At 65.0% G+C, this 26662-nt stretch carries 25 protein-coding genes and 2 pseudogenes; 19 read left to right on the forward strand and 8 right to left on the reverse strand.

The window, feature by feature from the left end; all coding sequences use genetic code 11:
- Positions 1–9 precede the first annotated feature (9 nt).
- From hslU to PSEEN_RS23440, 6 genes are all read left to right on the forward strand, one after another.
- Positions 10–1353 carry an ATP-dependent protease ATPase subunit HslU gene (gene hslU, locus PSEEN_RS23415; RefSeq protein WP_011536057.1) on the forward strand — a complete coding sequence of 448 codons (1344 nt, stop codon included), beginning with the start codon at positions 10–12 and terminating at the stop codon, positions 1351–1353.
- Between the two features lie 187 nt (positions 1354–1540).
- Positions 1541–1918 carry a gamma-butyrobetaine hydroxylase family protein gene (locus PSEEN_RS23420; RefSeq protein WP_011536058.1) on the forward strand — a complete coding sequence of 126 codons (378 nt, stop codon included), beginning with the start codon at positions 1541–1543 and terminating at the stop codon, positions 1916–1918.
- 336 nt (positions 1919–2254) lie between these two features.
- The gene (phaC, locus tag PSEEN_RS23425) at positions 2255–3934 is read left to right on the forward strand and encodes a class II poly(R)-hydroxyalkanoic acid synthase (RefSeq protein ID WP_011536059.1); all 1680 of its coding nucleotides are present in this window, start codon (positions 2255–2257) and stop codon (positions 3932–3934) included.
- Positions 3935–3998: 64 nt separating this feature from the next.
- On the forward strand, positions 3999–4850 hold the full coding sequence (gene phaZ, locus PSEEN_RS23430; protein ID WP_011536060.1) for a poly(3-hydroxyalkanoate) depolymerase: 852 nt from the start codon (positions 3999–4001) through the stop codon (positions 4848–4850).
- 81 nt (positions 4851–4931) lie between these two features.
- On the forward strand, positions 4932–6614 hold the full coding sequence (gene phaC, locus PSEEN_RS23435) for a class II poly(R)-hydroxyalkanoic acid synthase (RefSeq protein WP_011536061.1): 1683 nt from the start codon (positions 4932–4934) through the stop codon (positions 6612–6614).
- Between the two features lie 4 nt (positions 6615–6618).
- The gene (locus PSEEN_RS23440) at positions 6619–7233 is read left to right on the forward strand and encodes a TetR/AcrR family transcriptional regulator (protein WP_011536062.1); all 615 of its coding nucleotides are present in this window, start codon (positions 6619–6621) and stop codon (positions 7231–7233) included.
- Between the two features lie 86 nt (positions 7234–7319).
- Here the strand turns inward: PSEEN_RS23440 and PSEEN_RS23445 are convergent, their stop codons facing one another.
- The 3 genes from PSEEN_RS23445 to PSEEN_RS23455 all read right to left on the reverse strand — a co-directional run bounded on the left by PSEEN_RS23445 (position 7320) and on the right by PSEEN_RS23455 (position 8888).
- Positions 7320–8024, reverse strand: a complete 705-nt coding sequence (locus tag PSEEN_RS23445; protein WP_011536063.1) for a phasin family protein — start codon at positions 8022–8024, stop codon at positions 7320–7322.
- A 10-nt stretch (positions 8025–8034) separates the two neighbouring features.
- Complete coding sequence (locus PSEEN_RS23450) at positions 8035–8454, reverse strand: phasin family protein (RefSeq protein ID WP_011536064.1); 420 nt, start codon at positions 8452–8454, stop codon at positions 8035–8037.
- 158 nt (positions 8455–8612) lie between these two features.
- Positions 8613–8888, reverse strand: coding sequence for a polyhydroxyalkanoic acid system family protein (locus PSEEN_RS23455; protein WP_011536065.1), 276 nt, complete (start codon positions 8886–8888; stop codon positions 8613–8615).
- Between the two features lie 125 nt (positions 8889–9013).
- On the opposite strand from PSEEN_RS23455, the gene ubiE reads away from it, so the two are divergent.
- From ubiE to PSEEN_RS27440, 13 genes and pseudogenes are all read left to right on the forward strand, one after another.
- Positions 9014–9784: a bifunctional demethylmenaquinone methyltransferase/2-methoxy-6-polyprenyl-1,4-benzoquinol methylase UbiE gene (gene ubiE / locus PSEEN_RS23460; RefSeq protein WP_011536066.1), complete on the forward strand. Its 771-nt coding sequence runs from the start codon at positions 9014–9016 to the stop codon at positions 9782–9784.
- Positions 9784–10407, forward strand: a complete 624-nt coding sequence (locus tag PSEEN_RS23465) for a ubiquinone biosynthesis accessory factor UbiJ (RefSeq protein ID WP_011536067.1) — start codon at positions 9784–9786, stop codon at positions 10405–10407. The genes ubiE and PSEEN_RS23465 overlap by 1 nt, the downstream gene beginning before the upstream one ends.
- A complete protein-coding gene (gene ubiB, locus PSEEN_RS23470; protein ID WP_011536068.1) occupies positions 10404–12017 on the forward strand; it encodes a ubiquinone biosynthesis regulatory protein kinase UbiB in 1614 nt (537 codons plus the stop codon). Before PSEEN_RS23465 ends, ubiB begins: the two co-directional genes overlap by 4 nt.
- A 72-nt stretch (positions 12018–12089) precedes the next feature.
- On the forward strand, positions 12090–12482 hold the full coding sequence (hisI, locus tag PSEEN_RS23475; RefSeq protein WP_011536069.1) for a phosphoribosyl-AMP cyclohydrolase: 393 nt from the start codon (positions 12090–12092) through the stop codon (positions 12480–12482).
- A 1-nt stretch (position 12483) separates the two neighbouring features.
- Positions 12484–12819 carry a phosphoribosyl-ATP diphosphatase gene (locus tag PSEEN_RS23480; RefSeq protein WP_011536070.1) on the forward strand — a complete coding sequence of 112 codons (336 nt, stop codon included), beginning with the start codon at positions 12484–12486 and terminating at the stop codon, positions 12817–12819.
- A gap of 171 nt (positions 12820–12990) precedes the next feature.
- Positions 12991–13263 carry a twin-arginine translocase TatA/TatE family subunit gene (locus PSEEN_RS23485; RefSeq protein WP_011536071.1) on the forward strand — a complete coding sequence of 91 codons (273 nt, stop codon included), beginning with the start codon at positions 12991–12993 and terminating at the stop codon, positions 13261–13263.
- A 3-nt stretch (positions 13264–13266) separates the two neighbouring features.
- The gene (gene tatB, locus PSEEN_RS23490) at positions 13267–13635 is read left to right on the forward strand and encodes a Sec-independent protein translocase protein TatB (protein ID WP_011536072.1); all 369 of its coding nucleotides are present in this window, start codon (positions 13267–13269) and stop codon (positions 13633–13635) included.
- A complete protein-coding gene (gene tatC / locus PSEEN_RS23495; protein WP_011536073.1) occupies positions 13632–14423 on the forward strand; it encodes a twin-arginine translocase subunit TatC in 792 nt (263 codons plus the stop codon). The genes tatB and tatC overlap by 4 nt, the downstream gene beginning before the upstream one ends.
- Complete coding sequence (locus PSEEN_RS23500; RefSeq protein WP_011536074.1) at positions 14420–15127, forward strand: 16S rRNA (uracil(1498)-N(3))-methyltransferase; 708 nt, start codon at positions 14420–14422, stop codon at positions 15125–15127. Before tatC ends, PSEEN_RS23500 begins: the two co-directional genes overlap by 4 nt.
- A 210-nt stretch (positions 15128–15337) precedes the next feature.
- Positions 15338–16288, forward strand: a pseudogene (locus PSEEN_RS27425) (methyl-accepting chemotaxis protein); the annotation flags it as partial.
- 141 nt (positions 16289–16429) lie between these two features.
- Positions 16430–17143, forward strand: a complete 714-nt coding sequence (locus PSEEN_RS27430) for a methyl-accepting chemotaxis protein (RefSeq protein WP_420806632.1) — start codon at positions 16430–16432, stop codon at positions 17141–17143.
- A gap of 222 nt (positions 17144–17365) precedes the next feature.
- Positions 17366–18454, forward strand: a pseudogene (locus PSEEN_RS27435) (methyl-accepting chemotaxis protein); the annotation flags it as partial.
- Positions 18455–18595: 141 nt separating this feature from the next.
- The gene (locus PSEEN_RS27440; RefSeq protein WP_420806633.1) at positions 18596–19309 is read left to right on the forward strand and encodes a methyl-accepting chemotaxis protein; all 714 of its coding nucleotides are present in this window, start codon (positions 18596–18598) and stop codon (positions 19307–19309) included.
- Between the two features lie 67 nt (positions 19310–19376).
- On the opposite strand, the gene PSEEN_RS23515 is transcribed toward PSEEN_RS27440, so the two are convergent.
- The 5 genes from PSEEN_RS23515 to PSEEN_RS23535 all read right to left on the reverse strand — a co-directional run bounded on the left by PSEEN_RS23515 (position 19377) and on the right by PSEEN_RS23535 (position 26648).
- Positions 19377–20111 (reverse strand): amino acid ABC transporter ATP-binding protein, encoded by a 735-nt coding sequence (locus PSEEN_RS23515; RefSeq protein WP_011536077.1) that lies wholly within the window; start codon positions 20109–20111, stop codon positions 19377–19379.
- Positions 20104–21066, reverse strand: a complete 963-nt coding sequence (locus tag PSEEN_RS23520; protein ID WP_011536078.1) for an amino acid ABC transporter permease — start codon at positions 21064–21066, stop codon at positions 20104–20106. The genes PSEEN_RS23515 and PSEEN_RS23520 overlap by 8 nt, the downstream gene beginning before the upstream one ends.
- Positions 21067–21303: 237 nt before the next feature.
- The gene (locus PSEEN_RS23525) at positions 21304–22101 is read right to left on the reverse strand and encodes a transporter substrate-binding domain-containing protein (protein WP_044488904.1); all 798 of its coding nucleotides are present in this window, start codon (positions 22099–22101) and stop codon (positions 21304–21306) included.
- 250 nt (positions 22102–22351) lie between these two features.
- Positions 22352–24919: a glucans biosynthesis glucosyltransferase MdoH gene (gene mdoH, locus PSEEN_RS23530; protein WP_011536080.1), complete on the reverse strand. Its 2568-nt coding sequence runs from the start codon at positions 24917–24919 to the stop codon at positions 22352–22354.
- The gene (locus PSEEN_RS23535; RefSeq protein WP_011536081.1) at positions 24912–26648 is read right to left on the reverse strand and encodes a glucan biosynthesis protein G; all 1737 of its coding nucleotides are present in this window, start codon (positions 26646–26648) and stop codon (positions 24912–24914) included. The genes mdoH and PSEEN_RS23535 overlap by 8 nt, the downstream gene beginning before the upstream one ends.
- Positions 26649–26662: the final 14 nt, after the last annotated feature.

Consider the following 26662-nt stretch of genomic DNA (forward strand, 5'->3'; position numbering starts at 1 on the left):
CCATACATCATGTCCATGACCCCCCGCGAAATCGTCCACGAACTCAACCGCCACATCATCGGCCAGGACGACGCCAAGCGCGCCGTCGCCATCGCCCTGCGCAACCGCTGGCGGCGCATGCAGCTGCCTGCCGAGCTGCGTGCCGAAGTCACCCCCAAGAACATCCTGATGATCGGCCCCACCGGCGTGGGCAAGACCGAAATCGCCCGCCGCCTGGCCAAGCTGGCCAACGCGCCGTTCATCAAGGTCGAGGCGACCAAGTTCACCGAAGTCGGCTACGTCGGTCGTGACGTCGAGTCGATCATCCGCGACCTGGCCGACGCCGCGCTGAAGATGCTGCGCGAGCAGGAAATCGTCCGCGTGCGCCACCGCGCCGAAGACGCCGCCGAGGACCGTATCCTCGACGCCCTGCTGCCGCAGGCGCGGGTCAGCAGCTTCAGCGAGGAAGCCCAGCAGTCCAGCGGCGACTCCAATACCCGCCAGCTGTTCCGCAAGCGCCTGCGCGAAGGCCAGCTGGACGACAAGGAAATCGAGATCGAAGTCGCCGAGAGCATGGGCGTCGATATCGCCGCGCCGCCCGGCATGGAAGAGATGACCAACCAGCTGCAGAGCCTGTTCGCCAACATGGGCAAGGGCAAGCGCAAGAGCCGCAAGCTGAAGGTGAAAGAAGCCCTGAAGATGGTCCGCGATGAAGAAGCGGGCCGCCTGGTCAACGAGGAAGAGCTCAAGGCCAAGGCCCTGGAAGCGGTCGAACAACACGGTATCGTATTCATCGACGAAATCGACAAGGTGGCCAAGCGTGGCAATGTCGGCGGCGCCGACGTGTCCCGTGAAGGCGTGCAGCGCGACTTGCTGCCGCTGATCGAAGGCTGCACCGTCAACACCAAGCTGGGCATGGTCAAGACCGACCACATCCTGTTCATCGCCTCCGGTGCGTTCCACCTGAGCAAACCCAGCGACCTGGTACCTGAGCTGCAAGGCCGCCTGCCGATCCGTGTCGAGCTCAAGGCGCTGACCCCGGAAGACTTCGAGCGCATCCTGAAAGAGCCGCACGCCTCGCTGACCGAACAGTACCGCGAGCTGCTCAAGACCGAAGGCCTGCACATCGAGTTCGCCGACGAAGGCCTCAAGCGCCTCGCCGAGATCGCCTTCCAGGTCAACGAGAAGACCGAGAACATCGGTGCCCGCCGCCTGCACACCCTGCTCGAGCGCCTGCTCGAAGAGGTGTCGTTCAGCGCCGGCGACCTGGCCAGCACTCACGACGAGACGCCGATCCACATCGACGCGGCCTACGTGAACAGCCACCTCGGTGAGCTGGCGCAGAACGAAGACCTGTCGCGCTACATCCTGTAAGACCGCATAGGGCCGCTGCGCGGCCCATCGCGACACAAGGCCGCTCCCACAGAATGTTGCTGCATTCAAATGCAGCACCCTACCTGTGGGAGCGGCCTTGTGTCGCGATGGGCTGCGCAGCAGCCCCCTTGCACATTGGCAGGAATCTCTCGAAGCTTGTTCTATCCGCTTCCCTGAGACCTGACCCATGGCCCGCCTGCCCACCGCGATCAACCTGCACAAAGCCTCGAAAACCCTCACCCTCACCTACGCACCCGGCGAGGTCTACCACCTGCCCGCCGAGTTCCTGCGCGTGCACTCCCCCTCCGCCGAGGTCCAGGGCCACGGCAACCCCATCCTGCAGTTCGGCAAGATCAACGTCGGCCTCAGCGGCCTGGAACCGGCTGGGCAATATGCACTGAAACTGACCTTCGACGACGGCCATGACTCCGGATTGTTCACCTGGGAGTACCTCGAGCAACTGTGCCTGCGCCAGGAGCAATTGTGGGCCGAGTATCTGGACGAACTGCACAAGGCCGGCAAATCCCGCGACCCGTCGGAATCGGTCGTGAAACTGATGCTCTAGCTCAAGCCCCCCACGCTTTAGAGCGCATTTTCTAATCTCATCTGCTTGAATGCCTGGATGGCAGCCAAAGACTGGCTGTCTTGCGCATTACACGAAAGTCGGGTAACCAATGGAGCTGGCAAGTTCCCTGCATCGCTTTTCGCGTAAGCAGGGCCAGGCCGGTAGGTAGAGGTCGCGAGCGAAAGCAGGCTGTCTTCACACGCAGAAAATCCCGCCGCTCATCACTAACACGCCTCCGGTCGCAGCACCGCTGTTCCTTATCACTGGTCACCCGAGTAGCAGTACCGGGCTGTCACAGCACACCGGTACTCGTCTCAGGACAACGGAGCGTCGTAGATGAGTAACAAGAACAACGATGAGTTGCAGCGGCAGGCCTCGGAGAACACCCTGGGGCTGAACCCGGTCATCGGCATTCGCCGTAAGGATCTGCTGACCTCGGCGCGCACAGTATTGCGCCAGGCATTGCGTCAACCGCTGCACAGCGCCAAGCACGTGGCGCATTTCGGCCTTGAACTGAAGAACGTGCTGCTGGGCAAATCGAGCCTCCAGCCTGAAAGCGATGACCGTCGCTTCAGCGACCCGGCCTGGAGCAACAACCCGCTGTACCGCCGCTACCTGCAGACTTACCTGGCCTGGCGCAAGGAGCTGCACGACTGGATCGGCGAAAGCGACCTGTCGCCCCAGGACATCAGCCGCGGCCAGTTCGTCATCAACCTGATGACCGAAGCCATGGCGCCCACCAACACCCTCTCCAACCCCGCCGCGGTCAAGCGCTTCTTCGAGACCGGCGGCAAGAGCCTGCTCGACGGCCTCTCCCACCTGGCCAAGGACCTGGTCAACAACGGCGGCATGCCCAGCCAGGTGAACATGGAAGCCTTCGAGGTGGGCAAGAACCTGGCCACCAGCGAAGGCGCTGTGGTGTACCGCAACGACGTGCTGGAGCTTATCCAGTACAGCCCGATCACCGAACAGGTGCACGCCCGCCCCCTGCTGGTGGTGCCGCCGCAGATCAACAAGTTCTACGTCTTCGACCTGAGCCCGGAAAAGAGCCTGGCGCGCTTCTGCCTGCGCTCCCAGCAACAGACCTTCATCGTCAGCTGGCGCAACCCGACCAAGGCACAGCGCGAGTGGGGCCTGTCGACCTACATCGATGCGCTGAAAGAGGCGGTCGACGCGGTGCTGGCGATCACCGGCAGCAAGGACCTGAACATGCTCGGCGCCTGCTCGGGCGGCATCACCTGCACCGCACTGGTGGGCCATTACGCGGCGCTCGGTGAGAAGAAGGTCAACGCCCTCACGCTGCTGGTCAGCGTGCTCGACACCACGGTCGACACCCAGGTGGCGCTGTTCGTCGACGAGCAGACACTGGAAGCAGCCAAGCGCCACTCCTACCAGGCCGGCGTGCTCGAAGGCAGCGACATGGCCAAGGTGTTCGCCTGGATGCGCCCCAACGACCTGATCTGGAACTACTGGGTCAACAACTACCTGCTGGGCAACGAGCCGCCGGTGTTCGACATCCTGTTCTGGAACAACGACACCACGCGCCTGCCGGCCGCCTTCCACGGCGACCTGATCGAGATGTTCAAGAACAACCCGCTGATCCGCTCCAACGCCCTGGAAGTGTGCGGCACCGCCATCGACCTGAAGCAGGTCGACTGCGACATCTACAGTGTCGCCGGCACCGCCGACCACATCACTCCGTGGCAATCATGCTACCGCTCGGCGCACCTGTTCGGCGGCAAGATCGAGTTCGTGCTGTCGAACAGCGGGCACATCCAGAGCATCCTCAACCCACCGGGTAACCCCAAGGCGCGCTTCATGACCGGCGAAGACCGCCCGGACGATCCGGTGGCCTGGCAGGAAAACGCGGTCAAGCACGCCGACTCCTGGTGGCTGCACTGGCAGACCTGGCTGGGCGAACGCGCGGGCGAACTGAAGAAAGCACCGACGCGCCTGGGCAACCGCACCTACGCGGCCGGCGAGGCATCGCCGGGCACCTACGTCCACGAACGCTGAGTGAAACCGCGGTGGTGCGCCCCGCGGCGCATCACCGCGCTACGTCCACCACAGAGTCACGCGTATGCCGCCACCCTACATCTTCAGGACCGTCGAACTGGATGATCAATCCATCCGCACCGCGGTCCGTCCGGGCAAGCCGCACCTGACACCCTTGCTGATCTTCAACGGCATCGGTGCCAACCTCGAACTGGTGTTCCCGTTCATCGAGGCCCTGGACCCGGACCTGGAGGTGATCGCCTTCGACGTGCCCGGTGTCGGCGGCTCGTCCACGCCGCGCCACCCCTACCGCTTCCCGGGGTTGGCCAAGCTGACGGCGCGCATGCTCGACTACCTGGACTACGGCCAGGTCAACGCGATCGGCGTGTCCTGGGGCGGCGCCCTGGCCCAGCAGTTCGCCCACGACTATCCGGAGCGCTGTAAGAAGCTGGTGCTCGCCGCCACCGCCGCCGGCGCGGTGATGGTGCCGGGCAAGCCCAAGGTGCTGTGGATGATGGCCAGCCCACGGCGCTATATACAGCCCTCCCACGTGATCCGCATCGCCCCGACCATCTATGGCGGTGGCTTTCGCCGCGACCCCGACCTGGCCCTGCACCACGCGTCGAAGGTGCGCTCCGGCGGCAAGCTGGGCTACTACTGGCAGCTGTTCGCCGGGCTTGGCTGGACCAGCATCCACTGGCTGCACAAGATCCACCAGCCCACCCTGGTGCTGGCCGGCGACGATGACCCGTTGATCCCGCTGATCAACATGCGCCTGCTGGCCTGGCGAATTCCCAATGCGCAGCTACACATAATCGACGATGGCCATCTGTTCCTGATCACCCGGGCCGAGGCCGTCGCCCCGATCATCATGAAATTCCTCCAGCAAGAGCGCCAGCGCGCGGTCATGCACCCCCGGCCCGCCTCCGGCGGCTGACGCCGGGCCGGCGCATGGAGTACGCGCCGGCCTGCCCTTGCTGTGTTCCAGCGCTTGCTGGCCTGACGATGGAGTGTTGGCATGAAAGACAAACCGGCAACAGGGACGACACCGGCCCCCGCCACCAGCATGAACCTGCAGAACGCAATCAACGGCCTGCGCGGTCGCGACCTGCTGTCGACCCTGCGCCACGTCGGCCGCCACGGCCTGCGCCACCCGTTGTACACCGCCCGCCACCTGCTGGAACTGGGCGGCACCCTGGGCCGGGTGATCCTCGGCGACACGCCGCTCCAGCCCCATGCCCGCGACAACCGTTTCAGCGACCCGACCTGGAGCGAGAACCCGTTCTACCGCCGAGGGCTGCAAGCCTACCTCGCCTGGCAGAAGCAAACTCGCCGCTGGATCGAGGAAAGCACCCTGAGTGACGACGATCGTGCCCGTGCGCAGTTCCTGTTCACCCTGGTCAGCGACGCCATGGCCCCCAGCAATTCACTGCTCAACCCGCTGGCGGTCAAGGAGCTGTTCAACACGGGCGGCCAGAGCCTGCTACGCGGCGCCAGCCATCTGCTGGACGACCTGCGCCACAACGACGGCCTCCCGCGCCAGGTCGACGAACGCGCCTTCGAGGTGGGTGGCAACCTCGCCGCCACCGCGGGCGCGGTGGTGTTTCGCAACGAGCTGCTGGAGCTGATCCAGTACAAACCCATGAGCGAACAACAGTACGCCCGCCCGTTGCTGGTGGTACCACCGCAAATCAACAAGTTCTATATCTTCGACCTGAGCCCGACCAACAGCTTCGTCCAGTACATGCTCAAGAACGGCCTGCAGGTGTTCATGGTCAGCTGGCGCAACCCCGACCCGCGCCACCGCGAATGGGGCCTGTCGAGCTACGTGCAGGCACTGGAGGAAGCGCTGAATGCCTGCCGCAGCATCAGCGGCAGCCGCGACCTCAACCTCATGGGTGCCTGCGCCGGGGGGCTGACCATGGCCGCCCTGCAGGGCCACTTGCAGGCCAAGAAGCAGCTGCGCAAGGTGCGCAGTGCCACCTACCTGGTCAGCATGCTCGACAGCCAGTTCGACAGCCCCGCCAGCCTGTTCGCCGACGAGCAGACCATCGAGGCGTCCAAGCGTCGCTCCTACCAGCGCGGCGTGCTTGACGGCGGCGAGGTGGCGCGGATCTTCGCCTGGATGCGCCCCAACGACCTGATCTGGAATTACTGGGTCAACAACTACCTGATGGGCAAGAAGCCACCGGCGTTCGACATTCTCTACTGGAACGCCGACAGCACCCGCCTGCCCGCCGCTTACCACGGCGAGCTGCTGGACTTCTTCAAGCTCAACCCACTGACCTTCCCCGAGGGGCTCGAAGTGTGCGGCACCCCCATCGACCTCAAGCAGGTCGACCTCGACAGTTTCACCGTGGCCGGCAGCAACGACCACATCACCCCCTGGGACGCGGTGTACCGCTCGGCCCTGCTACTCGGTGGCGACCGGCGCTTCCTGCTGGCCAACAGCGGGCATATCCAGAGCATCATCAACCCGCCCGGCAACCCCAAGGCCTACTACCTCGAGAACCCCAAGCTGTCCAGCGACCCGCGCGCCTGGTTCCACGATGCCCAACGTCGCGACGGCAGCTGGTGGCCGCTCTGGCAGGAGTGGATCACCCAGCGCTCGGGCACGCTCAAGCCGCAGCGCACGGAACTTGGCAACGCCACCTATCCATCGCTGGGCCCTGCGCCGGGCAACTATGTGATGGCCCGCTGAACGGATGAAGACCCGCGACCGTATCCTCGAATGCGCCCTGCAGTTGTTCAACCGCCAGGGCGAGCCAAACGTCTCGACCCTGGAGATCGCCAACGAACTGGGCATCAGCCCGGGCAACCTGTACTACCACTTCCACGGCAAGGAGCCGCTGGTGATCGGCTTGTTCGAGCGCTTCGAGGAAGAGCTGATGACCTTGCTCGACCCGCCGCTGGACGTACAGCTGGAGGCCGAGGACTACTGGCTGTTCCTGCACCTGATCGTCGAACGCATGGCCCAGTACCGGTTCCTGCTCCAGGACTTGTCCAACCTCACCGGCCGCCTGCCCAAGCTGGCGCGGGGCATGCGCAGCCTGATCAACGCCCTCAAGCGCACCCTGGCCGCGCTGCTGGCCAGCCTCAAGGCTCAGGGCCAGGTGACTAGCGAGACCCAGGCATTGGGGCAACTGGTGGAGCAGATCACCCTGACCCTGATCTGCTCGCTGGACTACCAGCGAGTGATCGGTCGCGAGGGCGATGTGGGGGTGGTGGTGTACCAGGTGATGATGCTGGTGGCACCGCATCTGCAGGCACCGGCGCGCCGGGCGGCGGAACAGTTGGCGATGAGGTACCTGGAGGGTTGAAATGATCGCGGGGCAAGCCCGCTCCCACGTGCCCTGTGCGAGCTGCGTGGAAGCGGGCCTGCCCCGCGATCAAGGGCGACGCGGTGTCAGGCCTGGGCGGCCGCGTTCACCGGTGCCGACGGGGTGCTGCTGGCCGGGGCTGCGCTGGGTGCCGGGGCCGCCGTTGCTGCTGGCGCAGCGGCCGCAGGCTTAGCGGCTGCAGGCTTGGCCGGAGCGGCTTTCTTCACCGCAGGCTTCTTGGCCGCAGCCGGCTTGGCTGCCGGTTTTGCCGCAGGCTTGGCTGCAGCGGTTTTAGCCGCAGGCTTGGCAGCTGGCTTCGCCGCGGCGGCCTTGGCCAGCGGTTTGGCCGCGGTCTTGCTCGCGCCCGCCTTGGAGATCGGGGTGACCGAGGCACCGGTCAGTTTCTCGATCTGCTTGGTCAGGGTGTCGACCTGCTGGTGCAGGGCCTTGATCTCATTGCGGCTGGGTACGCCCAGGCGCGAGATGGCGCTGTTCAGACGCTTGTCGAAGGCTTCCTCGAGCTCGCTCCACTTGCCCAACGCGCGGTCTTTCACGCCCGAGACCCGGGAATTGGTCGACGACTTGGCGCTTTCAGCCACATCTTCTGCGGTTTTCTTCGCCTGCTTTTCAGCTTTCTCGCCATCCTTCACCAGCGTGTCGAACAGCTTCGGACCGTCCTGGTCGATCTTCGAGTAGATACCCAGGCCAGCCAGCCAGATCTTGCGGGAGTACTTCTCGATTCCGCCGACCCAGGAGCTACCTTCTTTCTCGGTGTTCTTCTTGCCAGCCATCCTGCTCTCCTTATGGTTTGTGCGCGACGCGCTCGAGCAGCTCGTGCAGCTGTTCAAGCTTGATGGACAACGCCTCAACGTCATGTTTAGACGGAATGCCGAGGCGATTCAAGGCGCGACCGACGCGGGCGTCGAAGGCTTTCTCGATTTTGTCCAGTTGGACCTCGACTTTGCCGCGCACGCGGGTCACTTCACGGGTGGCTTCGTCGAGCTGGCCGTTGGCGGCATCGAGCTCCTTGTCGATGCGTTTCTTGCCGCGCTTCTCGACGCCTTCGCCGGCCTTGACCAGCTCCTTGAAGTAGTCGGTGCTTTCCTGGCCGACGCGGGCGTAGGCGCCCAGGCCCGCCAGCCAGATCTTGCGCGCGTAGCCGCGCACTTCGCCCAGGGTGCCCTGGTCGTCGTCTTTGTGCTTGAGACTCACTTTGGCCATGCTCTTCACCTCATGCTCATGATGGGAGGGAGAAACTGCCCATGGATTGCGGGCTTGAGCATAAGGTAGGGGGAGAAATTAGAATCCTCACCCTAAGGTTCGCCAGCAAGCTGGCTCCTACGGGCCAAGGTAGGAGCCGGCTTGCCGGCGAACCGAGGTCAGGCCAGGGCCTTGTCCAGCGCCCGCTCGATCTCGCCCTTGATGGTGCCGCTCATCATCGACAGCATCATGCCCAGCTTCAGCTCGACGCGGATGCTGTCGTCGAAGATCTGCACGCTGCCATTGGCGCCGCTGCGCGACACATCGACACGGTCACCGTTCCAGCTGGCCTTGAGGTCGTACTCCTGGGCCAGCCGGTCCACCAGCGCCTGCGCCTTGGCGCGGACGGCTTCGCGGCCGAGGGAGTGTTTGCGTTCGACGCTGATCTGGGTCATGCGGGTGTTCCTGGATATGAAGACAATGGCGCCATTATGCCCCCGCCCGCCCGACGGCACACCCCGTCAAGACAAATGCGCCCGATCCCCCTAGAATGGCCGTAATTTTTTTCTGGTGAAGCGAAATGACCGACCCGCGCAAAGGCGACCACGCCGAACCCACCACACACTTCGGCTACCAGGACGTGCCCGAGAGCCAGAAGGCGAAGAAAGTCGCCGAAGTGTTCCACTCGGTGGCCGCCAAGTACGACCTGATGAACGACGTGCTCTCCGGCGGCATGCACCGGCTGTGGAAGCGCTTCACCATCGAGCTGTCCGGTGTACGCAGCGGCAACCGGGTGCTGGACATCGCCGGCGGCACCGGTGACCTGGCCGCCAAGTTCTCGCGCCTGGTCGGCCCGACCGGCCAGGTGGTGCTCGCCGACATCAACGAGTCGATGCTCAAGGTCGGCCGTGACCGCCTGCTCGACCGTGGCGTGGCCGGCAACATCGAGTTCGTCCAGGCCGACGCCGAGAAGCTGCCGTTCCCGGACAACCACTTCGACTGCGTGACCATCGCCTTCGGCCTGCGCAACGTGACGCACAAGGATGAAGCCATCCGCTCCATGCTGCGCGTGCTCAAGCCGGGCGGCCGCCTGCTGGTGCTGGAATTCTCCAAGCCCACCAACAAGCTGATGTCCAAGGCCTACGACGCCTACTCGTTCGCCTTCATGCCACTGGCCGGCAAGCTGATCACCAACGACTCGGAAAGCTACCGTTATCTCGCCGAGTCGATCCGCATGCACCCCGACCAGGAAACCCTCAAGGCGATGATGGTCGAGGCCGGTTTCGACCGCGTCACCTACCACAACATGACCAGCGGCATCGTCGCCGTGCACCGGGGAATCAAGCCCTGATGCTGCTGGCCGGCCTGCTCGCCAGCGTCGAGCACGGGCTCAACCGCGTCCTGCGCCTGGACAGCACCGCGCTGCCGCGGCTGGCCATGCTCGAAGGCAAGGTGGTCGAGATCGACTGCGTGCAGCCGGCCCTCAAGCTGTTCGTGCTGCCCGATGAACAGGGCCTGATGCTCGCCGCCCACTGGCAGGGCGAGGTCGACTGCACCTTGCGCGCCCCCGCCGGGCGCCTGGCACAGCTGGCCCTGGCCAAGGACAAGACCGCCGTGCTGCACAGCCCGCAGGTCGCATTGCATGGCGACAGCGCGGTGATGCTCGACCTGTTCGGCATCCTGCAGGACCTCGACCTGGACTGGGAATACGAGCTGCAACGCTGGCTCGGCCCGGTGCCGACCGCGTTGATCGCCGGCCACCTGCGCCTGCGCGCGCGCTGGACCAAGCAGGGCCTGGCCCGCTTTGGCCAGAACCTCTCCGAGTACCTGGCCGAAGAGTCCCGCACCCTGGTCGGCAAACGCGAAGCCGAAGCGGCCTTCAGCGAGCTCGATGCGCTGAAAGTCGACATCGAACGCCTCGAGGCGCGCCTGCGCCGCCTCGCCCACACTCTTGATACCAGCGATAACGCATGAAGCTGCTCGCCGTCCGCCGTCTGTTGCGCATCCAGCGCGTCGTGATCCGCTACCGCCTCGATGACCTGCTGTTCGAACAACCCCTGCTACCCTGGTGGCTGGCCAGCCTGCGCCTGCTGATGCCCTGGCGCTGGCTGCCGCGCAAGCCGCTGGCGCTGAGCCGTGGCGCGCGCCTGCGCCTGGCCTTGCAGGACCTCGGGCCGATCTTCATCAAGTTCGGCCAGTTGCTCTCTACCCGCCGCGACCTGCTGCCCACCGATATCGCCGACGAGCTGATGCTGCTGCAGGACCGGGTGCCGCCGTTCGACCCGCAGCACGCCGTGGCGCTGATCGAAGAGCAGCTCGGCGCCAAGGTGGGCGAAGTGTTCAGCCGCTTCGATGTCGAGCCGCTGGCCTCCGCCTCGGTGGCCCAGGTGCATGCCGCCCGCCTCAAGAGTGGCGAGGAAGTGGTGGTCAAGGTGGTGCGCCCAGGCCTCAAGCCGGTCATCGCCCAGGACCTGGCCTGGCTGTTCCTGATCGCCAAGGCCGCCGAACGGGCCTCGGCCGACGCCCGTCGCCTGCACCCGGTGGAGATCGTTGGCGACTACGAAAAGACCATCTACGACGAACTCGACCTGTTGCGCGAGGCGGCCAACGCCAGCCAGCTGCGGCGCAACTTCGAGGGCTCCGAGCTGATGTACGTGCCCCAGGTCTACTGGGACCTGTGCCGCCCGAAAGTGCTGGTGATGGAGCGCATCTACGGCGTGCCGGTCACCGACATGGCCACCCTGGCCGACCAGCGCACCGACATGAAGATGCTCGCCGAGCGTGGCGTCGAGGTGTTCTTCACCCAGGTGTTCCGCGACAGCTTCTTCCACGCCGACATGCACCCGGGCAACATCTTCGTCAGCACGGTCAAGCCCTGGAGCCCGCAGTACATCGCCATCGACTGCGGTATCGTCGGCAGCCTGACGGCCGAGGACCAGGACTATCTGGCGCGCAACCTGATCGCCTTCTTCAAGCGCGACTACCGCCGCGTGGCTCAACTGCACATCGATTCGGGCTGGGTGCCGGCGCAGACCAAGGTCAACGAGTTCGAAGCGGCAATCCGCACCGTGTGCGAGCCAATCTTCGAAAAACCGCTCAAGGACATCTCCTTCGGCCAGGTACTGATGCGCCTGTTCCAGACCGCGCGGCGCTTCAACATGGAAGTCCAGCCGCAGCTGGTGTTATTGCAGAAGACCCTGCTCAACATCGAAGGCCTGGGCCGCCAGCTGTACCCGGACCTGGACCTGTGGAGCACCGCCAAGCCGTTCCTCGAGCGCTGGATGCGCGAGCGCATGAGCCCGAAGGCGGTGATCGGCAACTTGTACAACCAGGCCGAGCAGTTGCCGCACCTGGCCGACATGACCCGCGACCTGCTCGAACGCCTGTCACAGCCACACCTTAATGATGCGCAACTGCCCGAACGGCGCCGCCAGGGCGACAACTGGGCGCTGCGCCTGCTCGGTGCCGGCCTGCTCGGCGGCGGCGCCACCCTGGCCGCAGGCGCCGTCAGCCTCAGCGCACCGGCCGCCTGGCCAGCCTGGCTGATGCTGGCCGCAGGCCTGTACCTGATCGTGCGCCGATAGCCAGCCACGCGGCTGGCTGGCACACTAGCGCAAGAGGCCCGGTACAGGAGCGGGCCCGGTTTGGAGTCGACGATGAAAGACTGGCTGGACGAGATCAAGTGGAACAGCGATGGCCTGGTGCCGGCGATCGCCCAGGACCATAAGACCGGGCGCGTGCTGATGATGGCCTGGATGAACCGTGAATCCCTCGCCCTGACCGCCGCCGAGCATCGTGCCATCTACTGGTCACGCTCGCGTGGCAAGCTGTGGCGCAAGGGCGAAGAGTCGGGCCATGTGCAGAAGCTGCACGAGATGCGCCTGGACTGCGACGCCGACGTGATCATCCTGATGGTCGAGCAACTGGGGCATATCGCCTGCCATACCGGCCGCGAAAGCTGCTTCTACCGCGTCTTCGAAGACGGCCAGTGGAAAACCGTCGACCCGGTCCTGAAGGACCCGAACGCCATCTACAGCGCAGGACACTGACATGAGCGACACACTGAACCGCCTCGCCGAGGTGCTGGAAGAACGCAAGCAGGCGGCGCCGGACAGCAGCTATGTGGCCAGCCTGTATCACAAGGGGCTGAACAAGATCCTCGAGAAGCTCGGCGAAGAGTCCATCGAGACCATCATCGCCGCCAAGGATGCCGCCACCAGCAAGGATTACAGCGATGTCATCTATGAGACCGCAGACCTGTGGTTTCATAGCCTGGTCATGCTCAGCGCGCTGGGCCAGCATCCACAGGCGGTGCTCGACGAGCTGGAGCGCCGGTTCGGGCTTTCCGGGCATGACGAGAAGGCCGCGCGTCAGCCTTCTGCCTGAAGATTGCCGGGGGCGCTTTGCGCCCCTTTCGCGACACAAGGCCGCTCCCACAGCGGTCCGCGTCGCCTGACCGATTCGCCACACCCTGTAGGAGCGGCCTTGTGTCGCGAAAGGGCTGCACAGCAGCCCCCAGGGCCCGATAGACCGACACATATTTCTCAGGAGTACGAAATGGGCATTTTTGACTGGAAACACTGGATCGTCCTGCTGGTCGTCGTGGTGCTGGTGTTCGGCACCAAGAAACTGAAGAACTTCGGCAGCGACCTGGGCGAGTCGATCAAGGGCTTTCGCAAGGCCATGAACGAAGAAGAGAACAAGCCCGCCGAGCAGACCCCGCCACCGGTCCAACCGGTGCCGCCGGTACAGAACACCGCGCAGCAGGCCCAGGGCCACACTATCGAGGGCCAGGCCCAGCCGGTCCAAGAGCCGCAGCGGAAAGACTGACCCATGTTCGGCATCAGTTTCAGCGAGCTGCTGCTCGTCGGCCTGGTCGCCCTTCTGGTGCTCGGCCCCGAGCGCCTGCCGGGTGCCGCGCGCACTGCCGGGTTGTGGATCGGCCGGCTGAAGCGCAGCTTCAACGCCATCAAGATGGAAGTCGAGCGCGAGATCGGCGCCGACGACATCCGCCGCCAGCTGCACAACGAGCACATCCTGCAGATGGAACAGGAAGCCAAGCGCATCCTCAACCCTCTGGTGCCGCCCGCGCAGCCGCCAGCCACTCCTGAGACGCCCGTCACGCCTGCCACCACGGCCGCCCCCGCGCAGCCCGCCGCAGCGCCTTCCTCCGAGCCGCCACAACCGCCACGAGCCCCATGAGCGAAAATCCGGAACATGACCAGCCGATGCCGCTGGTCTCGCACCTGACCGAACTGCGCACCCGCCTGTTGCGCTGCGTCGCCGCCATCTTCCTGATCTTCGCCGGGCTGTTCTCCTTCGCCCAGCAGATCTACACCCTGGTCTCGGCGCCGCTGCGCGCCCACTTGCCGGCCAACGCGACGATGATCGCCACCGACGTGGCCTCGCCGTTCCTGACGCCGTTCAAGCTGACCATGATCGTCTCGATGTTCCTGGCGATCCCGTTCATCCTGCAGCAGATCTGGGGCTTCATCGCCCCAGGCCTGTACCGCCACGAAAAGCGCATTGCCATCCCGCTGCTGGTGTCGAGCATCCTGCTGTTCTACGCCGGCATGGCCTTCGCCTACTTCCTGGTGTTCCCGCTGATGTTCAGCTTCTTCGCCGCCGCCACGCCGGAAGGCGTGTCGATGATGACGGACATCGCCAGCTACCTCGACTTCGTCATGACCCTGTTCTTCGCCTTCGGCGTCGCCTTCGAGATCCCGGTGGCGGTGGTGCTGCTGGTGTGGATCGGCGTGGTCGACGTGCAGTACCTGAAGAAGATCCGCCCGTACGTGATCATCGGCTGTTTCGTGGTCGGCATGATCCTCACGCCGCCGGACATCTTCTCCCAGACCCTGCTAGCGGTGCCCATGTGGATGCTGTTCGAGGTCGGCGTGCTGTGCGGCGGCCTGATCCGCAAGCGCAGCCACGAACGCGACGAAGCCCCCAACGACCACAACGACCAACCGCCTGCGACCCAACCGTGAACCTGCTGCTTCTCGAAGAGGCCGACTTCGTGTCGGCCGACCGCGTCATCCTGGCTGACCGCCGCTTCACCCACATGCAGGAGATCCACCGCGTGGCGGTGGGCGACAGCCTGCGCGTCGGCCGTATCGGCGGCCTGATGGGCAAGGCCGAGGTGATCCGCCTCGAAGGCCATGAGGCTGAATTGCGAGTGGCTTTCGACCAGGCGCCGCCGGCCAAGCTGCCACTGACCCTGGTACTGGCAGTACCCCGCCCGAAGATGCTGCGCCGGCTGTTCCAGACGGTCGCCACCCTGGGTGTGCCGCGGCTGATCCTGGTCAACAGCTACAAGGTCGAGAAGAGCTTCTGGCAGACGCCGTTCCTGCAACCCGAGGCCATTCGCGAGAACCTCATCCTCGGCCTGGAACAGGCCCGTGACACCGTGCTGCCGGAAGTGATCATCGAGAAGCGCTTCAAGCCCTTCGTCGAGGACCGCCTGCCCGCCATCGCCGAAGGCACCCTGGGCCTGGTCGGCCACCCCGGCCCCTACCCGGCCTGCCCGCGCGCAGTGGAAGGCCCGGTCACCCTGGCGATCGGCCCGGAAGGCGGCTGGATCCCCTACGAAGTCGAGTTGCTGGGCAAGGCTGGCTTGGCCCCTGTGCAGCTGGGCGATCGCATCCTGCGCGTAGAAACGGCGGTCACCGCCCTGCTCTCGCGGATTTTCTGACGCGCCAGTCAAGTTTTCACCATCAAGTTTCCCCGCCCCCCGCCGATGGCCTGTGCAAGAGAACAATAATCCGCACTGCCACGCGCCGGGGAGTCGTCTATGTACCGTTGGTTTGCCCAGTCACTGGGGAATGTAAGCGTCAATCGCAAGTTGGGGGTCAGCTTCGGCCTGGTGCTGCTGCTCACCCTGGGCATCACCTTCACCGGGTGGATGGGCATCGACAGCGTGACCAGCCGGGGTGACAAGCTCGGCAACATCTCGGTGATCCACCAGTACACCCAGGACCTGCGCCTCGCCCGCCAGGACTACGAACGCAACCGTGATGACGCCGCCGTCGGCGCGCTGGAGAAGGCCCTGGCCAACCTCGAGCGCCAGGTGCAGTTCATGCTCGGGCAGATCGAGCTGCCCGGCGACCGCCAGCGCCTGGATCAGCAACAGGACGCCATCCGCCAGTACCAGCAGGCCTTCGCAGAGCTCAAGCAGGCCGGCCAGCGCCGCGAAGCCAGCCGCGGCATGCTCGGCGACAGCGCCGACAAAGCCGCCGATCTGATCGGCAAGGTGCAGCAGCGCCTGCTGCAGGGCGGCGATATCAGCCAGTACCAGCAGGTGGTGCAAGTCAGCGCCCTGCTGCAGCAGGCCCGCTTCCAGGTGCGTGGCTACACCTACAGCGGCAAGGCCGAGTTCCAGCAGACCGCACTCAACGCCATCGACCAGGCCCTGCCGGTGCTCAAGGCATTGCCGGCCAAGCTGCCCGCCGAGTTCGCCGCCAGCCTCGATGACGCCGCCACCGCGCTGGCCGCCTACCGTGACGCGGTCAACCAGTTCGGCACCGCCCAGGCCGCCAGCGAACAGGCGTTGCAGCGTATGTCTGCACAGGGCCAGGTGCTGTTGAGCACCAGCCAGGATATGACCGTCTCGCAGACCCAGGTCCGCGACCAGGGCACCCAGCAGGCCAAGTCCATGCTCGCCGGCGCCACCGTCCTGGCCTTGTTGCTGGGCGTCCTCGCCGCCTTCGCCATCACCCGGCAGATCATCGTGCCGCTGCGTCAGACCCTGGCCGCCGCCGAGCGCGTGGCCAACGGCGACCTGCGCCAGGACACCCTGGTCGCCCGCCGCGACGAGCTGGGCCAGTTGCAGGCCAGCATGCAGCGCATGACCCAGGGCCTGCGCGAACTGATCGGCGGTATCGGTGACGGCGTCACCCAGATCGCCAGCGCCGCCGAGGAGCTGTCGGCGGTGACCGAGCAGACCAGCAGCGGGGTCAACAACCAGAAGGTCGAGACCGACCAGGTGGCCACCGCCATGAACGAGATGGCGGCCACCGTGCAGGAAGTGGCGCGCAACGCCGAGCAGGCTTCGGAAGCAGCGCTGATGGCCGACCAGCAGGCCCGCGAAGGTGACAAGGTGGTCGGCGAGGCCATCGCCCAGATCGAGCGCCTGGCCAGCGAGGTGCAGAACTCCAGCGAGGCGATGAACCAGCTCAAGAGCGAAAGCGACAAGATCGGCAGCGTGCTCGATGTGATCAAGTCGGTGGCCCAGCAGACCAACCTGCTGGCGCTCAACGCGGCCATCGAAGCCGCCCGCGCAGGCGAAGCCGGGCGTGGTTTTGCCGTGGTCGCCGACGAAGTGCGCAGCCTCGCCCAGCGCACCCAGCAGTCCACCGAGGAGATCGAGGAACTGATCGCCGGCCTGCAGAGCGGCACCCAGCGCGTGGCCAGCGTAATGGACAGCAGCCGCGAGTTGACCGACAGCAGTGTCGAGCTGACCCGCCGCGCCGGCAGCTCGCTGGACACCATCACCCGCACCGTGTCTTCGATTCAGTCGATGAACCAGCAAATCGCCACCGCCGCCGAGCAGCAGAGCGCAGTGGCAGAAGAGATCAACCGCAGCGTGATGAACGTGCGCGACATCTCCGACCAGACCTCGGCCGCCAGCGAAGAGACCGCCAGTTCCAGCGTCGAGCTGGCGCGACTGGGCACCCACCTGCAAGGGTTGGTGGGTCGATTCAAGCTTTGATGGCCAATCCCCTGTAGGAGCGGCTTCAGCCGCGATCACCCGCGAAGCGGGTGCCAGATTCCGCGGTGCTTGCATCGCGGCTGAAGCCGCTCCTACAGAACCCATCCCACTCTTCACGATTTTTCTTATCTACCGCTAGGAATTTTCCCACCAAAATCTCAGGTCCAGTCCCACGCACTCCCGGCCGATGAGTCCCCTGAACCCATTCGCCGGAGACTCACCATGCTCGGACCTTTCAACCGCCTGCTCGGCCACCTCAGCGTGCGCCTCAAGCTGACCCTGGGCTTTGCCGTGGTCCTGCTGCTCACCTCATTGACCACCTTGACCGGCTGGCTCGCCCTCGACGGTGCCATTGACCGCTCGCAAAAGCTCACCCAGATCGCCCAGCTCAACGACTACAGTAAGGACCTGCGCGCCGAGCGCATCACCTTCCGGGTGCTTGGCGACGACGAGAGCCGCGCCCAGCTCACCCAGACGCTCAGCCAGGTCGAAAGCCTGCTGGCCAGCATGCGCCCGCGCTACAGTGCCCCGGAAGATGTGCGCCTGCTGACTGACAAGGGCCAAATCGTCGGCCGTTACCGAAGCGACTTCGACAAGCTCCAGCACGCCGTGCAAACCCGACAACAGCGGCGCGACGCGTTGCAAAGCCAAACCGGTGAACTGGAAAACGCTATCAGCGACCTGCAAGGCCAGCTCGTGAAGCGTCTGAACCAGAGCACCGCCCAGGGGGAAGCCCTCAATTTCATCGAAGCCCTTGAACGGCAGGTGGAAATCGCCAGCCAGCAGGCCTCTGTTCCGGCCTATTACAGCGAACCGCTGCAAGCCTTCGAACAGGTAGGCCAGAACGCCGCAACCAGAGCCGAGACCACCCTCGAGCAACTGCGCCAGTGGTTGCCGCGCGTGGATCTCGACAGCGCCCTGCCCGCCCCTGTAGCCAGCAACCTGGGCCGCTTTCGCGAACAGCTCAGCCAGTATGCCCAGGCAGCGATCATCGTCGAACAGCTGCAGAACGACATGGAGCAGCTGGGCAACCAGATCACCACCAGCAGCCAGGCACTGAGCAATCACCAGATCGAGCAGCGCGACGAGCAGGCCCTGGCCGCCCGCAGCCTGATGACCAGCGTTGCCCTGCTGGCCCTGCTGATCGGCGCCCTGGCCGCCTGGGTGATCAGCCAGCAGATCACCGTGCCGCTGAAACAGGCCCTGCGTCAGGCCGAACGTATCGCCCAAGGCGACCTTAGCCAAGTCGAAGAGGTACAGCGCCGTGACGAGCTGGGGCAACTGCAAGGCAGCATGCGCGCCATGACCTTGAGCCTGCGTGAGCTGCTGGGCGGTATCGACAACGGTGTGGCCAGGCTGTCCCAGGCCGTAGACGATCTGGCGACGGTCAGCGAACAGACCCAGCTCAGGGTCGGCCAGCAGAAAGAGGAAACCGACCAGGTGGCCACGGCGATGAACCAGATGAGCGCCACGGTCCAGGAAGTGGCGCAGAACGCCGAGCAGGCCTCGCGGGCGGCGACTGCGGCCGATGAGCAGGCGCAACGCGGCGACCAGGTGGTGGCCCAGGCAGTCGGGCGCATCGAGCAACTGGCCGGGCAGATGGAACACTGCCAGGCCGCCATGGGCCACCTGGCGGGTGAAAGCCAGCGGATCGGCTCGATCCTCGATGTGATCAAATCGGTGTCCGCGCAGACCAACCTGCTGGCGCTCAATGCCGCCATCGAGGCGGCGCGGGCCGGCGAGGCCGGACGCGGCTTCGCCGTGGTCGCCGACGAGGTGCGCGGCCTGGCCCAGCGCACCCAGCAGTCCACCGAGGAGATCGAGCAATTGATCGACAACCTGCACAGCGGCACCGACCAGGTAATGGGGCTGCTGGACGACAGCAGGCAGCTCACCGAGCAGAGCGTCGAACTCAGCCGCCAGGCGGGCGATGCACTGGGGCAGATCACCGAAACCGTATCGACCATCCAGGGCATGAACCAGCAGATCGCCACCGCCAGCGAACAGCAGAGCGTGGTTGCCGAGCAGATCAATCGCAGCGTGATGAATGTGCGGGATGTGTCCGATCAGACCCATGAAGCCAGTGAGCAGACGGCGGCTTCAAGCGGGGAGTTGGAACAGCTGGGGCGGGCGTTGCGGGGGATGGTGGGGCGGTTCAGCCTTTGAGGCCGGTTCGCCGGCAAGCCGGCTCCTACAAATTGCCTGTAGGAGCCGGTTTGCCGGCGAACAGGTGCTACAGCACCTGACGCAGGAACGCCTGCGCCCGCGGATCCTTCGGCGCGGCGAAGAACTCCCGCGGCGCCGAGTCTTCCAGCAGCTTGCCATGGTCGAAGAACAGCACCCGGTCGGCCACTTCTCGGGCAAAGCCCATTTCGTGGGTGACACAGACCATGGTCATGCCTTCCTGGGCCAGGGTCTTCATCACGTCAAGCACCTCGCCGACCATTTCCGGGTCAAGCGCCGAGGTCGGCTCGTCGAACAGCATCACCTTCGGGTCCATCGCCAGGGCGCGGGCGATGGCCACCCGCTGCTGCTGGCCACCCGAGAGCCGCGACGGGTACTCGTTGGCCTTCTGGGCGATGCCGACCTTCTCCAGCAGCGCCCGTGCCTTGGCCTCGCGCTCGGCCTTGCCGCGCTTGCGCACCACCTTCTGCGCCAGGCACAGGTTCTCCAGCACGGTCATGTGCGGGAACAGGTTGAAGTGCTGGAATACCATGCCGACTTCACGGCGATAGGCGTTGATATCGGTCTTCGGGTCGTCCAATTGCAGGCCGTCGATGGCCACATGGCCGTCGTCGAAATGCTCCAGGCCGTTCAGGCAGCGCAGGAAGGTCGACTTGCCCGAGCCCGAAGGCCCGAGCACCACCACCACCTCGCCCTTGGCGACGCGGGTGGTGACGTTGTCTACCGCGCGCACCACCATGCCGCGGGTGTCGAAGACTTTCAGCAGGTCACGAACTTCAATCACTTTGCGCAAGCCTCCGCTCGAGCCGGCTGGCGATGTGCGACAGCGGCAGGTTGATCAGCAGGTACAGGCCGGCCACGCAGAACCAGATCTCGAAGGTCGAGAACGACGTGGTGATGGCCTCGCGGCCGCTCTTGGTCAGCTCGGTGATGGCGATCACCGACACCAGCGAGGTGTCCTTCACCAGGCTGATGAACTGCCCGGCCAGCGGTGGCAGCACGCGCTTGAAGGCCTGGGGCAGGATCACATGGCGCATCGACTGGCTGCCGTTCAGGCCCAGCGAGCGCGCCGCTTCGTTCTGGCCCTTGGCGATCGACTGCACGCCGGCGCGGACGATCTCGGCCACGTAGGCGCCGGTGAACAGTGCCAGGGCCGCGACCCCGGCGAATTCACGGGACAGGTTGAGCACGGTGCCGATGAAGAAGTAGAAGATGAAGATCTGCACCAACAGCGGCGTGCCACGTACCAGTTCGACATAGACCGTGGACAGGTCGCGCAGGGTCGGGTTGTTCGACAGCCGGCACAGGCCAGCGAACAGGCCGATCACCAGGCCCAGGGCGCCGGAGATCACCGAGATCCACAGCGTGGTCCACAGGCCCCAGGCCAAGGGGCCAGCAGCCCAATGGCGAGTCACGCCGATGGCGTCGCCTTCGGCGACATCATCGCCACGGGCCAGCAGCAGGCTGTCGCTGGCCACTTCGATGACCTGGGTGTCACCGCCTTCATCTTTCAGGGTGACCCGGGCGTTGTCGCCGGACACCACGATTTCCTCGATCGTGCCTGGGTTGGCGGCACGCTGGGTTTCCTCGGCCTTGTAGGCGAAGTATTGCGGAACGCGGTTCCAGCGCCACTCGTAGGAAATCATCGAGGTGGCCAGGTACAGGCTGAACGCCAGGCCCACCAGGACCAGCGCGGTCAACCCATGCCAGGGCCACTGGGCTTTCTTGTGTTTGATCACTTGGGGTACTTCCGCAAAAAAAGAAACGCGCTGGGTGGAGCTTTGGCGGTGGCCTGCGAAGTGTGCGCTGTACTTGCTGGCCTCATCGCGGGTAAACCCGCTCCTACAGGGCTTGGCGACACCTGTGGGAGCGGTTTTACCCGCGAAGAGGCCAGCGAAAACATCCGCTGTCCTCGACCTGCCACCCTCAGCGCCACCTGCGCGTCAGGGTCAGAGCCTGGGCTTGTGGCCCGGGCCTTATTCCATTTCCTTCAGCCAGTCCTTGTTCTTGAACCACTTGTCGTGGATACGATCGTAGGTCCCGTCATGCTTGATCTGGTGCAGGAAGTTGTTGATGAAGTTGATGCTGTCGTAGTCGCCTTTCTTCAGGCCGAAGGCCAGCGGCTCGTAGGTGAAGGGTTCCTCCAGGAACGCCAGCTTGCCGGCACCGGCCTTCTCCACGGCCACCACGTTGTACGGCGCGTCGTAGACGAAGGCGTCGGCCTTGCCGTTGACCACGTCCATCACCGCTTCCTGCTCGTTGTCATAGCCGTGGTACTTGGCCTTGCCGATCAGCTTCTTGGAGACCATCTCGCCGGTGGTGCCCAGTTTGGAGGTGATGCGGTACTTCTCGTTGTTCAGGTCCTTGTACGACTTGATCTCGCCCACCAGCTCCTTGCGGATCAGCAGGGTCTGGCCGACGACGATGAAGGGTTCGCTGAAGTTCAGGCGCAGGTTGCGCTCCTGGGTGAGGGTCATGCCGCTGCCGATGAAGTCGAACTTGTCGGTCAGCAGGGCCGGGATGATGCCGTCGTAGGCGGTGGAGACTGTCTCCAGCTTGACGCCCATGGACTTGGCCATCGCCTTGAGAATGTCGACTTCGAAGCCGATGATCTCACCGCGCTTGTTGGTCATCTCGAACGGCATGTAGGTCGGGTCCATGCCCACACGCAGGGTGCCGCGCTTGACCGCATCGTCGATGGCGCCCGCCTGGGCGGCGGTTACCGCGATGAGGGCGGTCGCACCGACCAGCAGCCGCGACAGGTATTTCTTCATCATCACCAAGTCCCCTAGCAAGAAGTACACGATTTGTTCTTGTAAGCATGGCCTGACAGACCGATGCGTAATGTCGGGTGGGATGCTAACGCATGCGTGGGCTGGGACCTAGAGCCGGGGGGGACTTTGTTGGCCAAAAAAACAATAAGAAGGCGGGGGGTGTTGCCCCTGTTCGCCGGCAAGCCGGCTCCTACGAGGTCGAGGGTGAACCTGTAGGAGCCGGCTTGCCGGCGAATGGGGTGGATCAGACTCAAGCCAGGGCTGGCTGAGCCACGTTCTCCGGATGCAGCGGCAACAACGGCGAGTGCGGATCGTTGTCGATGGACGCACGCCACACATCGATCCAGGCTGTGTTGTGCTCGGCCCAGACCTGCTCGTGCAGGCGCGACAGCGCCACCGGGTCGCTCAGCAGGGCCAGACGGGTGTTGCCGTCCAGGCCTTTCGGGCCGACTTCCAGTGCCTTGGCAACGCGCTCCGCGCGCAGCGCTTCGATCGGTGCCGCCTGGCCATGACGCGCAGTGGCCATGGCACAGGCCAGGGCGTTCTGGCGCGGGTCGACCACGGCACGCACGAAGCCGTCATGCAGCGCATGCCAGCGGTTCTCGTGGGTGTACTGGTCGGTGGCCAGCAGCTCGGGCGGCGTGGCGTACTCCTCGGGAATCAGGAACAGCTTCTCGTCCCTGGCCGCCAGGCCCAGGCGCACGCGGCTGGAAATCACCGAAACGGGGATCGACAGCACCAGCGAACCGACGATCGGTGCCAGCCACCACAGGAAACTCGGGTTCAGCCAGGCCACCAGGCTCGCCCAGGCAATGCCCAGCAATGTCTGCGGACCATGGCGGCGCACCGCTTCGCTCCACGGGGTGGAGTCGTCGTCACGCTGCGGCGAGTTCCAGGTCGCCGCCCAGCCGAGGAACGCGGCCAGCACGAAGCGGGTGTGGAAGATCATCCGCACCGGCGCCAGCAGCATGGAGAACAGCATCTCCAGCAACATCGACAGGGTGACCTTGACGCGCCCGCCAAACTCGGTGGCGCCCTTGGCCCAGATCAGGATGACGCTGAGCAACTTGGGCAGGAACAGCAGCACGATGGTGGTGGAGAACAGCGCGATGGCCTTCTCCGGGTGCCACTGCGGCCACAGCGGGTAGAGCTGGAACGGCTCGATGAAGTACTGCGGCTCCATCAGCGTGTTGGTCGCCAGCAGCGCCGTCGACAGCACCAGGAACAGGAACCACAGCGGCGCCGACAGGTACGACATCACCCCGGTGAGGAACACGGCGCGGTGTACCGGGTGCATGCCCTTGACCAGGAACAGGCGGAAGTTCATCAGGTTGCCGTGGCACCAGCGACGGTCACGCTTGAGTTCGTCGAGCAGGTTGGGTGGCAGCTCTTCATAGCTGCCCGGCAGGTCGTAGGCGATCCACACGCCCCAGCCGGCACGGCGCATCAGCGCGGCTTCGACGAAGTCGTGGGAGAGGATCGCACCGGCAAAGGCGCCCTTGCCCGGCAACGGCGCCAGGGCGCAGTGCTCGATGAACGGCTTCATGCGGATGATCGCGTTGTGGCCCCAGTAGTGCGACTCGCCCAGCTGCCAGAAGTGCAGGCCGGCGGTGAACAGCGGGCCGTACACGCGGGTGGCGAACTGCTGCAGGCGCGCATACAGGGTGTCCATGCCCGAGGCCTTCGGCCCGGTCTGGATGATGCCGGCGTCCGGGTTGGCCTCCATCAGGCGCACCAGGCTGCTCAGGCACTCGCCGCTCATGACGCTGTCGGCGTCGAGCACGACCATGTACTTGTACTCGCCACCCCAGCGACGGCAGAAGTCGTCGAGGTTGCCGCTCTTGCGCTTCACGCGGCGGCGGCGGCGGCGGTAGAAGATGCGGCCGAAGCCTTTCGCCTCGCGGCACACGTCCAGCCATGCCTGCTGTTCGGCAACGGCGATGTCGGTGTCGTTGGTGTCGCTGAGCACGAAGAAGTCGAAACGGTCGAGGTTGCCGCTGGCGGCCACCGACTCGAACGTCGCGCGCAGGCCGGCGAACACGCGCGGCACGTCTTCGTTGCAGATCGGCATCACCAGCGCGGTGCGCGCTTCGGGGGCGATCGGCTCGTTGCCGGCGCTGCTGCCGGAAATCTTGTACTTGTCACGCCCGGTGAGCAGCTCGAGGAAGCCCATCAACGCGGTCCAGAAGCCCGCCGACACCCAGCAGAAGAGGATGCCGAAGAGCACCAGGATGGAGGTCTGCAAGGCATAGGGCCAGACCTGCACCACCGTGTCCCAGAGCGGCTGGTGGACGATTTCGTCGAAGTCGACGAACGACCAGCCCTGGTACGGCAGGATGCCCTTCATGTACCAGCCGGCGACGAGGGTCTGGCCGATCATCAGGGTGAGCAGGATGTAGCGGCGGATCGAACCGACCGTGCGCCAGCGCGCCGGCGGCAGCTCGCGCTTGGGCGGCTGCGGGGCGTTGGTGCGGCCGGTCATGCGCCGCCACATGCGGATCAGCACGTTGGTGCGCCACGGTTCGGGGACGACCTTGGTGCGCTTGATCGGCGGGGCGATCTTCAGGCACAGCCGCCCGCTGGCATCGACACCGAGCATCTCGGCTTCTTCCAGCTCGGCGGCGCTGCCGACGGTGAGACGGGGGCCCACCGAGGCCTGGGCGGCCTCGGTGGTGCTGGCGGCCGGTTGGGCCGCCAGGTGTTGGTGCAGCTCGCTGAACGAGGTGCAGCGGGCGAGTTCCGCACGCTGCTCGTCGCTCAGGGGGAGGTGGGCCAGGTACTCGCTCAGCGATTCCGGCCTTGCGCTTGAGTTACTCATCGGCAGGCAACTGATAGCTCCAGGTCTCGGTCAGCACTTTTTCGGTGGTGGCCGGGGTCCCGTTGGTGGATGCCGCGTCGGCGGCGGGTTGCTCGGCAGGCTGCTCGGCCTTGGCTTTTTCAGCCTTGGCGTGGGCATGCTTGGCCGCGGCCTTGTCCTGCTTGCTGTCCTTGGCGGGTTTCGGCGCCTCCACCGGTACGTCACGCAGCAACGCGGCACGCATCTCGGTGGCTTTCTTCGGGTCCTGCACCTTCAGGCGCAGGGTCAGGCGCCAGCCCTTGGTTTCCGGGTTGTAGCGCAGGTTGTTCTCGACCACTTCGGCGTTGTCGCCGACGCTGACCTGGCTGCGCACGGCGGTGTCCGCCGGCAGGGTGGCCAGGTTCGGGCCGATGAAGTCGACCAGGAAGGCGACGGTGCCATCGGCCTGACGGATCAGGTTGGACTGCTTGACGTCGCCGGTGGAACGCAGGGTCTGCTTGACCCAGCCCAGCTCAGGCGAGTGCAGCTGATCTTCCTTGATGGTCCAGCGCAGGCGGTAGTCGTACTCGAACGGCTTGCCCACTTCAGGCAGCTTTTCCGGGCTCCAGAACGCCACGATATTGTCGTTGGTCTCGTCGGCGGTCGGGATCTCGACCAGATCGACGGTACCCTTGCCCCAGTCGCCCTTCGGTTCGATCCAGGTGCTCGGACGCTTTTCGTATTCGTCGTCGAGGTCTTCGTAGTCGCTGAAGTCGCGCTGGCGCTGCAGCAGGCCAAAACCACGCGGGTTCTCCACGCTGAAGTTGCTCACGGCCAGGTGTTTCGGGTTGTTCAGCGGGCGCCACAGCCACTCGCCATTGCCGGCATGGATCGACAGGCCTTCGGAATCGTGCAGGGCCGGGCGGTAGTTCATGACTTTCGACGGCTGGTTGGGGCCGAACAGGTACATGCTGGTCAGCGGTGCGATACCCAGGCGGCTGACGTTGTCACGCAGGTAGACGCGCGACTTGACGTCGACCAAGGTGTCCTCGCCCGGACGTAGAGTGAGCTTGTAGGCGCCGGTGGAACGCGGCGAATCCAGCAGGGCGTAGATCACCAGGTGCTTGTCTTTCGGCTTGGGCTTCTCGATCCAGAACTCGCGGAAGCGCGGGAACTCTTCACCGGAAGGCAGCGCGGTGTCGATGGCCAGGCCACGGGCCGACAGGCCGTAGCGGTGGCCCTTGCCGACCACGCGGAAGTAGCTGGCGCCAAGCAGGGTCATGATCTCGTCCTGCTTGTCGGCCTTGTTGATGGGGTAGAGCACGCGGAAACCGGCGTAGCCGAGGTTCTTGGTGGCATCGGCGTCATGCGGCACGTCGCCAAACTCGAAGCGGCTCGGGTCGTACTTTATCTCTTCGACCTTGTTGGCGGTGATCTCGTTGATGGTCACCGGCGTATCGAAGTGCATGCCCTGGTGGTAGAACGAGAGCTTGAACGGCGTCTTGTCCTTGGCCCACTCGGCCTTTTCCTGCAGGAAGCGGATCTTCTGGTAGTCGGCGTACTTCATGTCGCGGAACACCGGAGGCAGGTTGCTCTTCGGTGCCTCGTACTTCTGGCCGGCCAGATCCTTTGCCTTGGCTGCAACATCGTCAAGATTGAATGCCCACAGCTGGCCCGCGCTCAACAGGCCGACCAGCGCCACGCCGGCCAGCATGGCCTTGCGCAGCCGGGTACCGGGGATTCTAGGTGCAATACAGGGGCTTACAATCACGAGCAATCCTCGCC

It is taken from the genome of Pseudomonas entomophila L48, from assembly GCF_000026105.1.
Lineage (GTDB): Bacteria > Pseudomonadota > Gammaproteobacteria > Pseudomonadales > Pseudomonadaceae > Aquipseudomonas > Aquipseudomonas entomophila.

Coding starts and splice junctions, on each gene's coding strand:
- PSEEN_RS23455 (WP_011536065.1), bottom strand. CDS start 8,888: ATGACCCAGATCAGCGTCGAACGCAAACACTCCCTCGGCCGCGAAGCC.
- phaZ (WP_011536060.1), top strand. CDS start 3,999: ATGCCGCCACCCTACATCTTCAGGACCGTCGAACTGGATGATCAATCC.
- PSEEN_RS23440 (WP_011536062.1), top strand. CDS start 6,619: ATGAAGACCCGCGACCGTATCCTCGAATGCGCCCTGCAGTTGTTCAAC.
- mdoH (WP_011536080.1), bottom strand. CDS start 24,919: ATGAGTAACTCAAGCGCAAGGCCGGAATCGCTGAGCGAGTACCTGGCC.
- PSEEN_RS27440 (WP_420806633.1), top strand. CDS start 18,596: ATGAACCAGATGAGCGCCACGGTCCAGGAAGTGGCGCAGAACGCCGAG.
- PSEEN_RS23465 (WP_011536067.1), top strand. CDS start 9,784: ATGCTGCTGGCCGGCCTGCTCGCCAGCGTCGAGCACGGGCTCAACCGC.
- phaC (WP_011536059.1), top strand. CDS start 2,255: ATGAGTAACAAGAACAACGATGAGTTGCAGCGGCAGGCCTCGGAGAAC.
- phaC (WP_011536061.1), top strand. CDS start 4,932: ATGAAAGACAAACCGGCAACAGGGACGACACCGGCCCCCGCCACCAGC.
- ubiE (WP_011536066.1), top strand. CDS start 9,014: ATGACCGACCCGCGCAAAGGCGACCACGCCGAACCCACCACACACTTC.
- hslU (WP_011536057.1), top strand. CDS start 10: ATGTCCATGACCCCCCGCGAAATCGTCCACGAACTCAACCGCCACATC.
- PSEEN_RS23450 (WP_011536064.1), bottom strand. CDS start 8,454: ATGGCCAAAGTGAGTCTCAAGCACAAAGACGACGACCAGGGCACCCTG.
- PSEEN_RS23480 (WP_011536070.1), top strand. CDS start 12,484: ATGAGCGACACACTGAACCGCCTCGCCGAGGTGCTGGAAGAACGCAAG.
- PSEEN_RS23420 (WP_011536058.1), top strand. CDS start 1,541: ATGGCCCGCCTGCCCACCGCGATCAACCTGCACAAAGCCTCGAAAACC.
- hisI (WP_011536069.1), top strand. CDS start 12,090: ATGAAAGACTGGCTGGACGAGATCAAGTGGAACAGCGATGGCCTGGTG.
- PSEEN_RS23485 (WP_011536071.1), top strand. CDS start 12,991: ATGGGCATTTTTGACTGGAAACACTGGATCGTCCTGCTGGTCGTCGTG.
- ubiB (WP_011536068.1), top strand. CDS start 10,404: ATGAAGCTGCTCGCCGTCCGCCGTCTGTTGCGCATCCAGCGCGTCGTG.
- PSEEN_RS23445 (WP_011536063.1), bottom strand. CDS start 8,024: ATGGCTGGCAAGAAGAACACCGAGAAAGAAGGTAGCTCCTGGGTCGGC.
- PSEEN_RS23525 (WP_044488904.1), bottom strand. CDS start 22,101: ATGAAGAAATACCTGTCGCGGCTGCTGGTCGGTGCGACCGCCCTCATC.
- tatC (WP_011536073.1), top strand. CDS start 13,632: ATGAGCGAAAATCCGGAACATGACCAGCCGATGCCGCTGGTCTCGCAC.
- tatB (WP_011536072.1), top strand. CDS start 13,267: ATGTTCGGCATCAGTTTCAGCGAGCTGCTGCTCGTCGGCCTGGTCGCC.
- PSEEN_RS27430 (WP_420806632.1), top strand. CDS start 16,430: ATGAACGAGATGGCGGCCACCGTGCAGGAAGTGGCGCGCAACGCCGAG.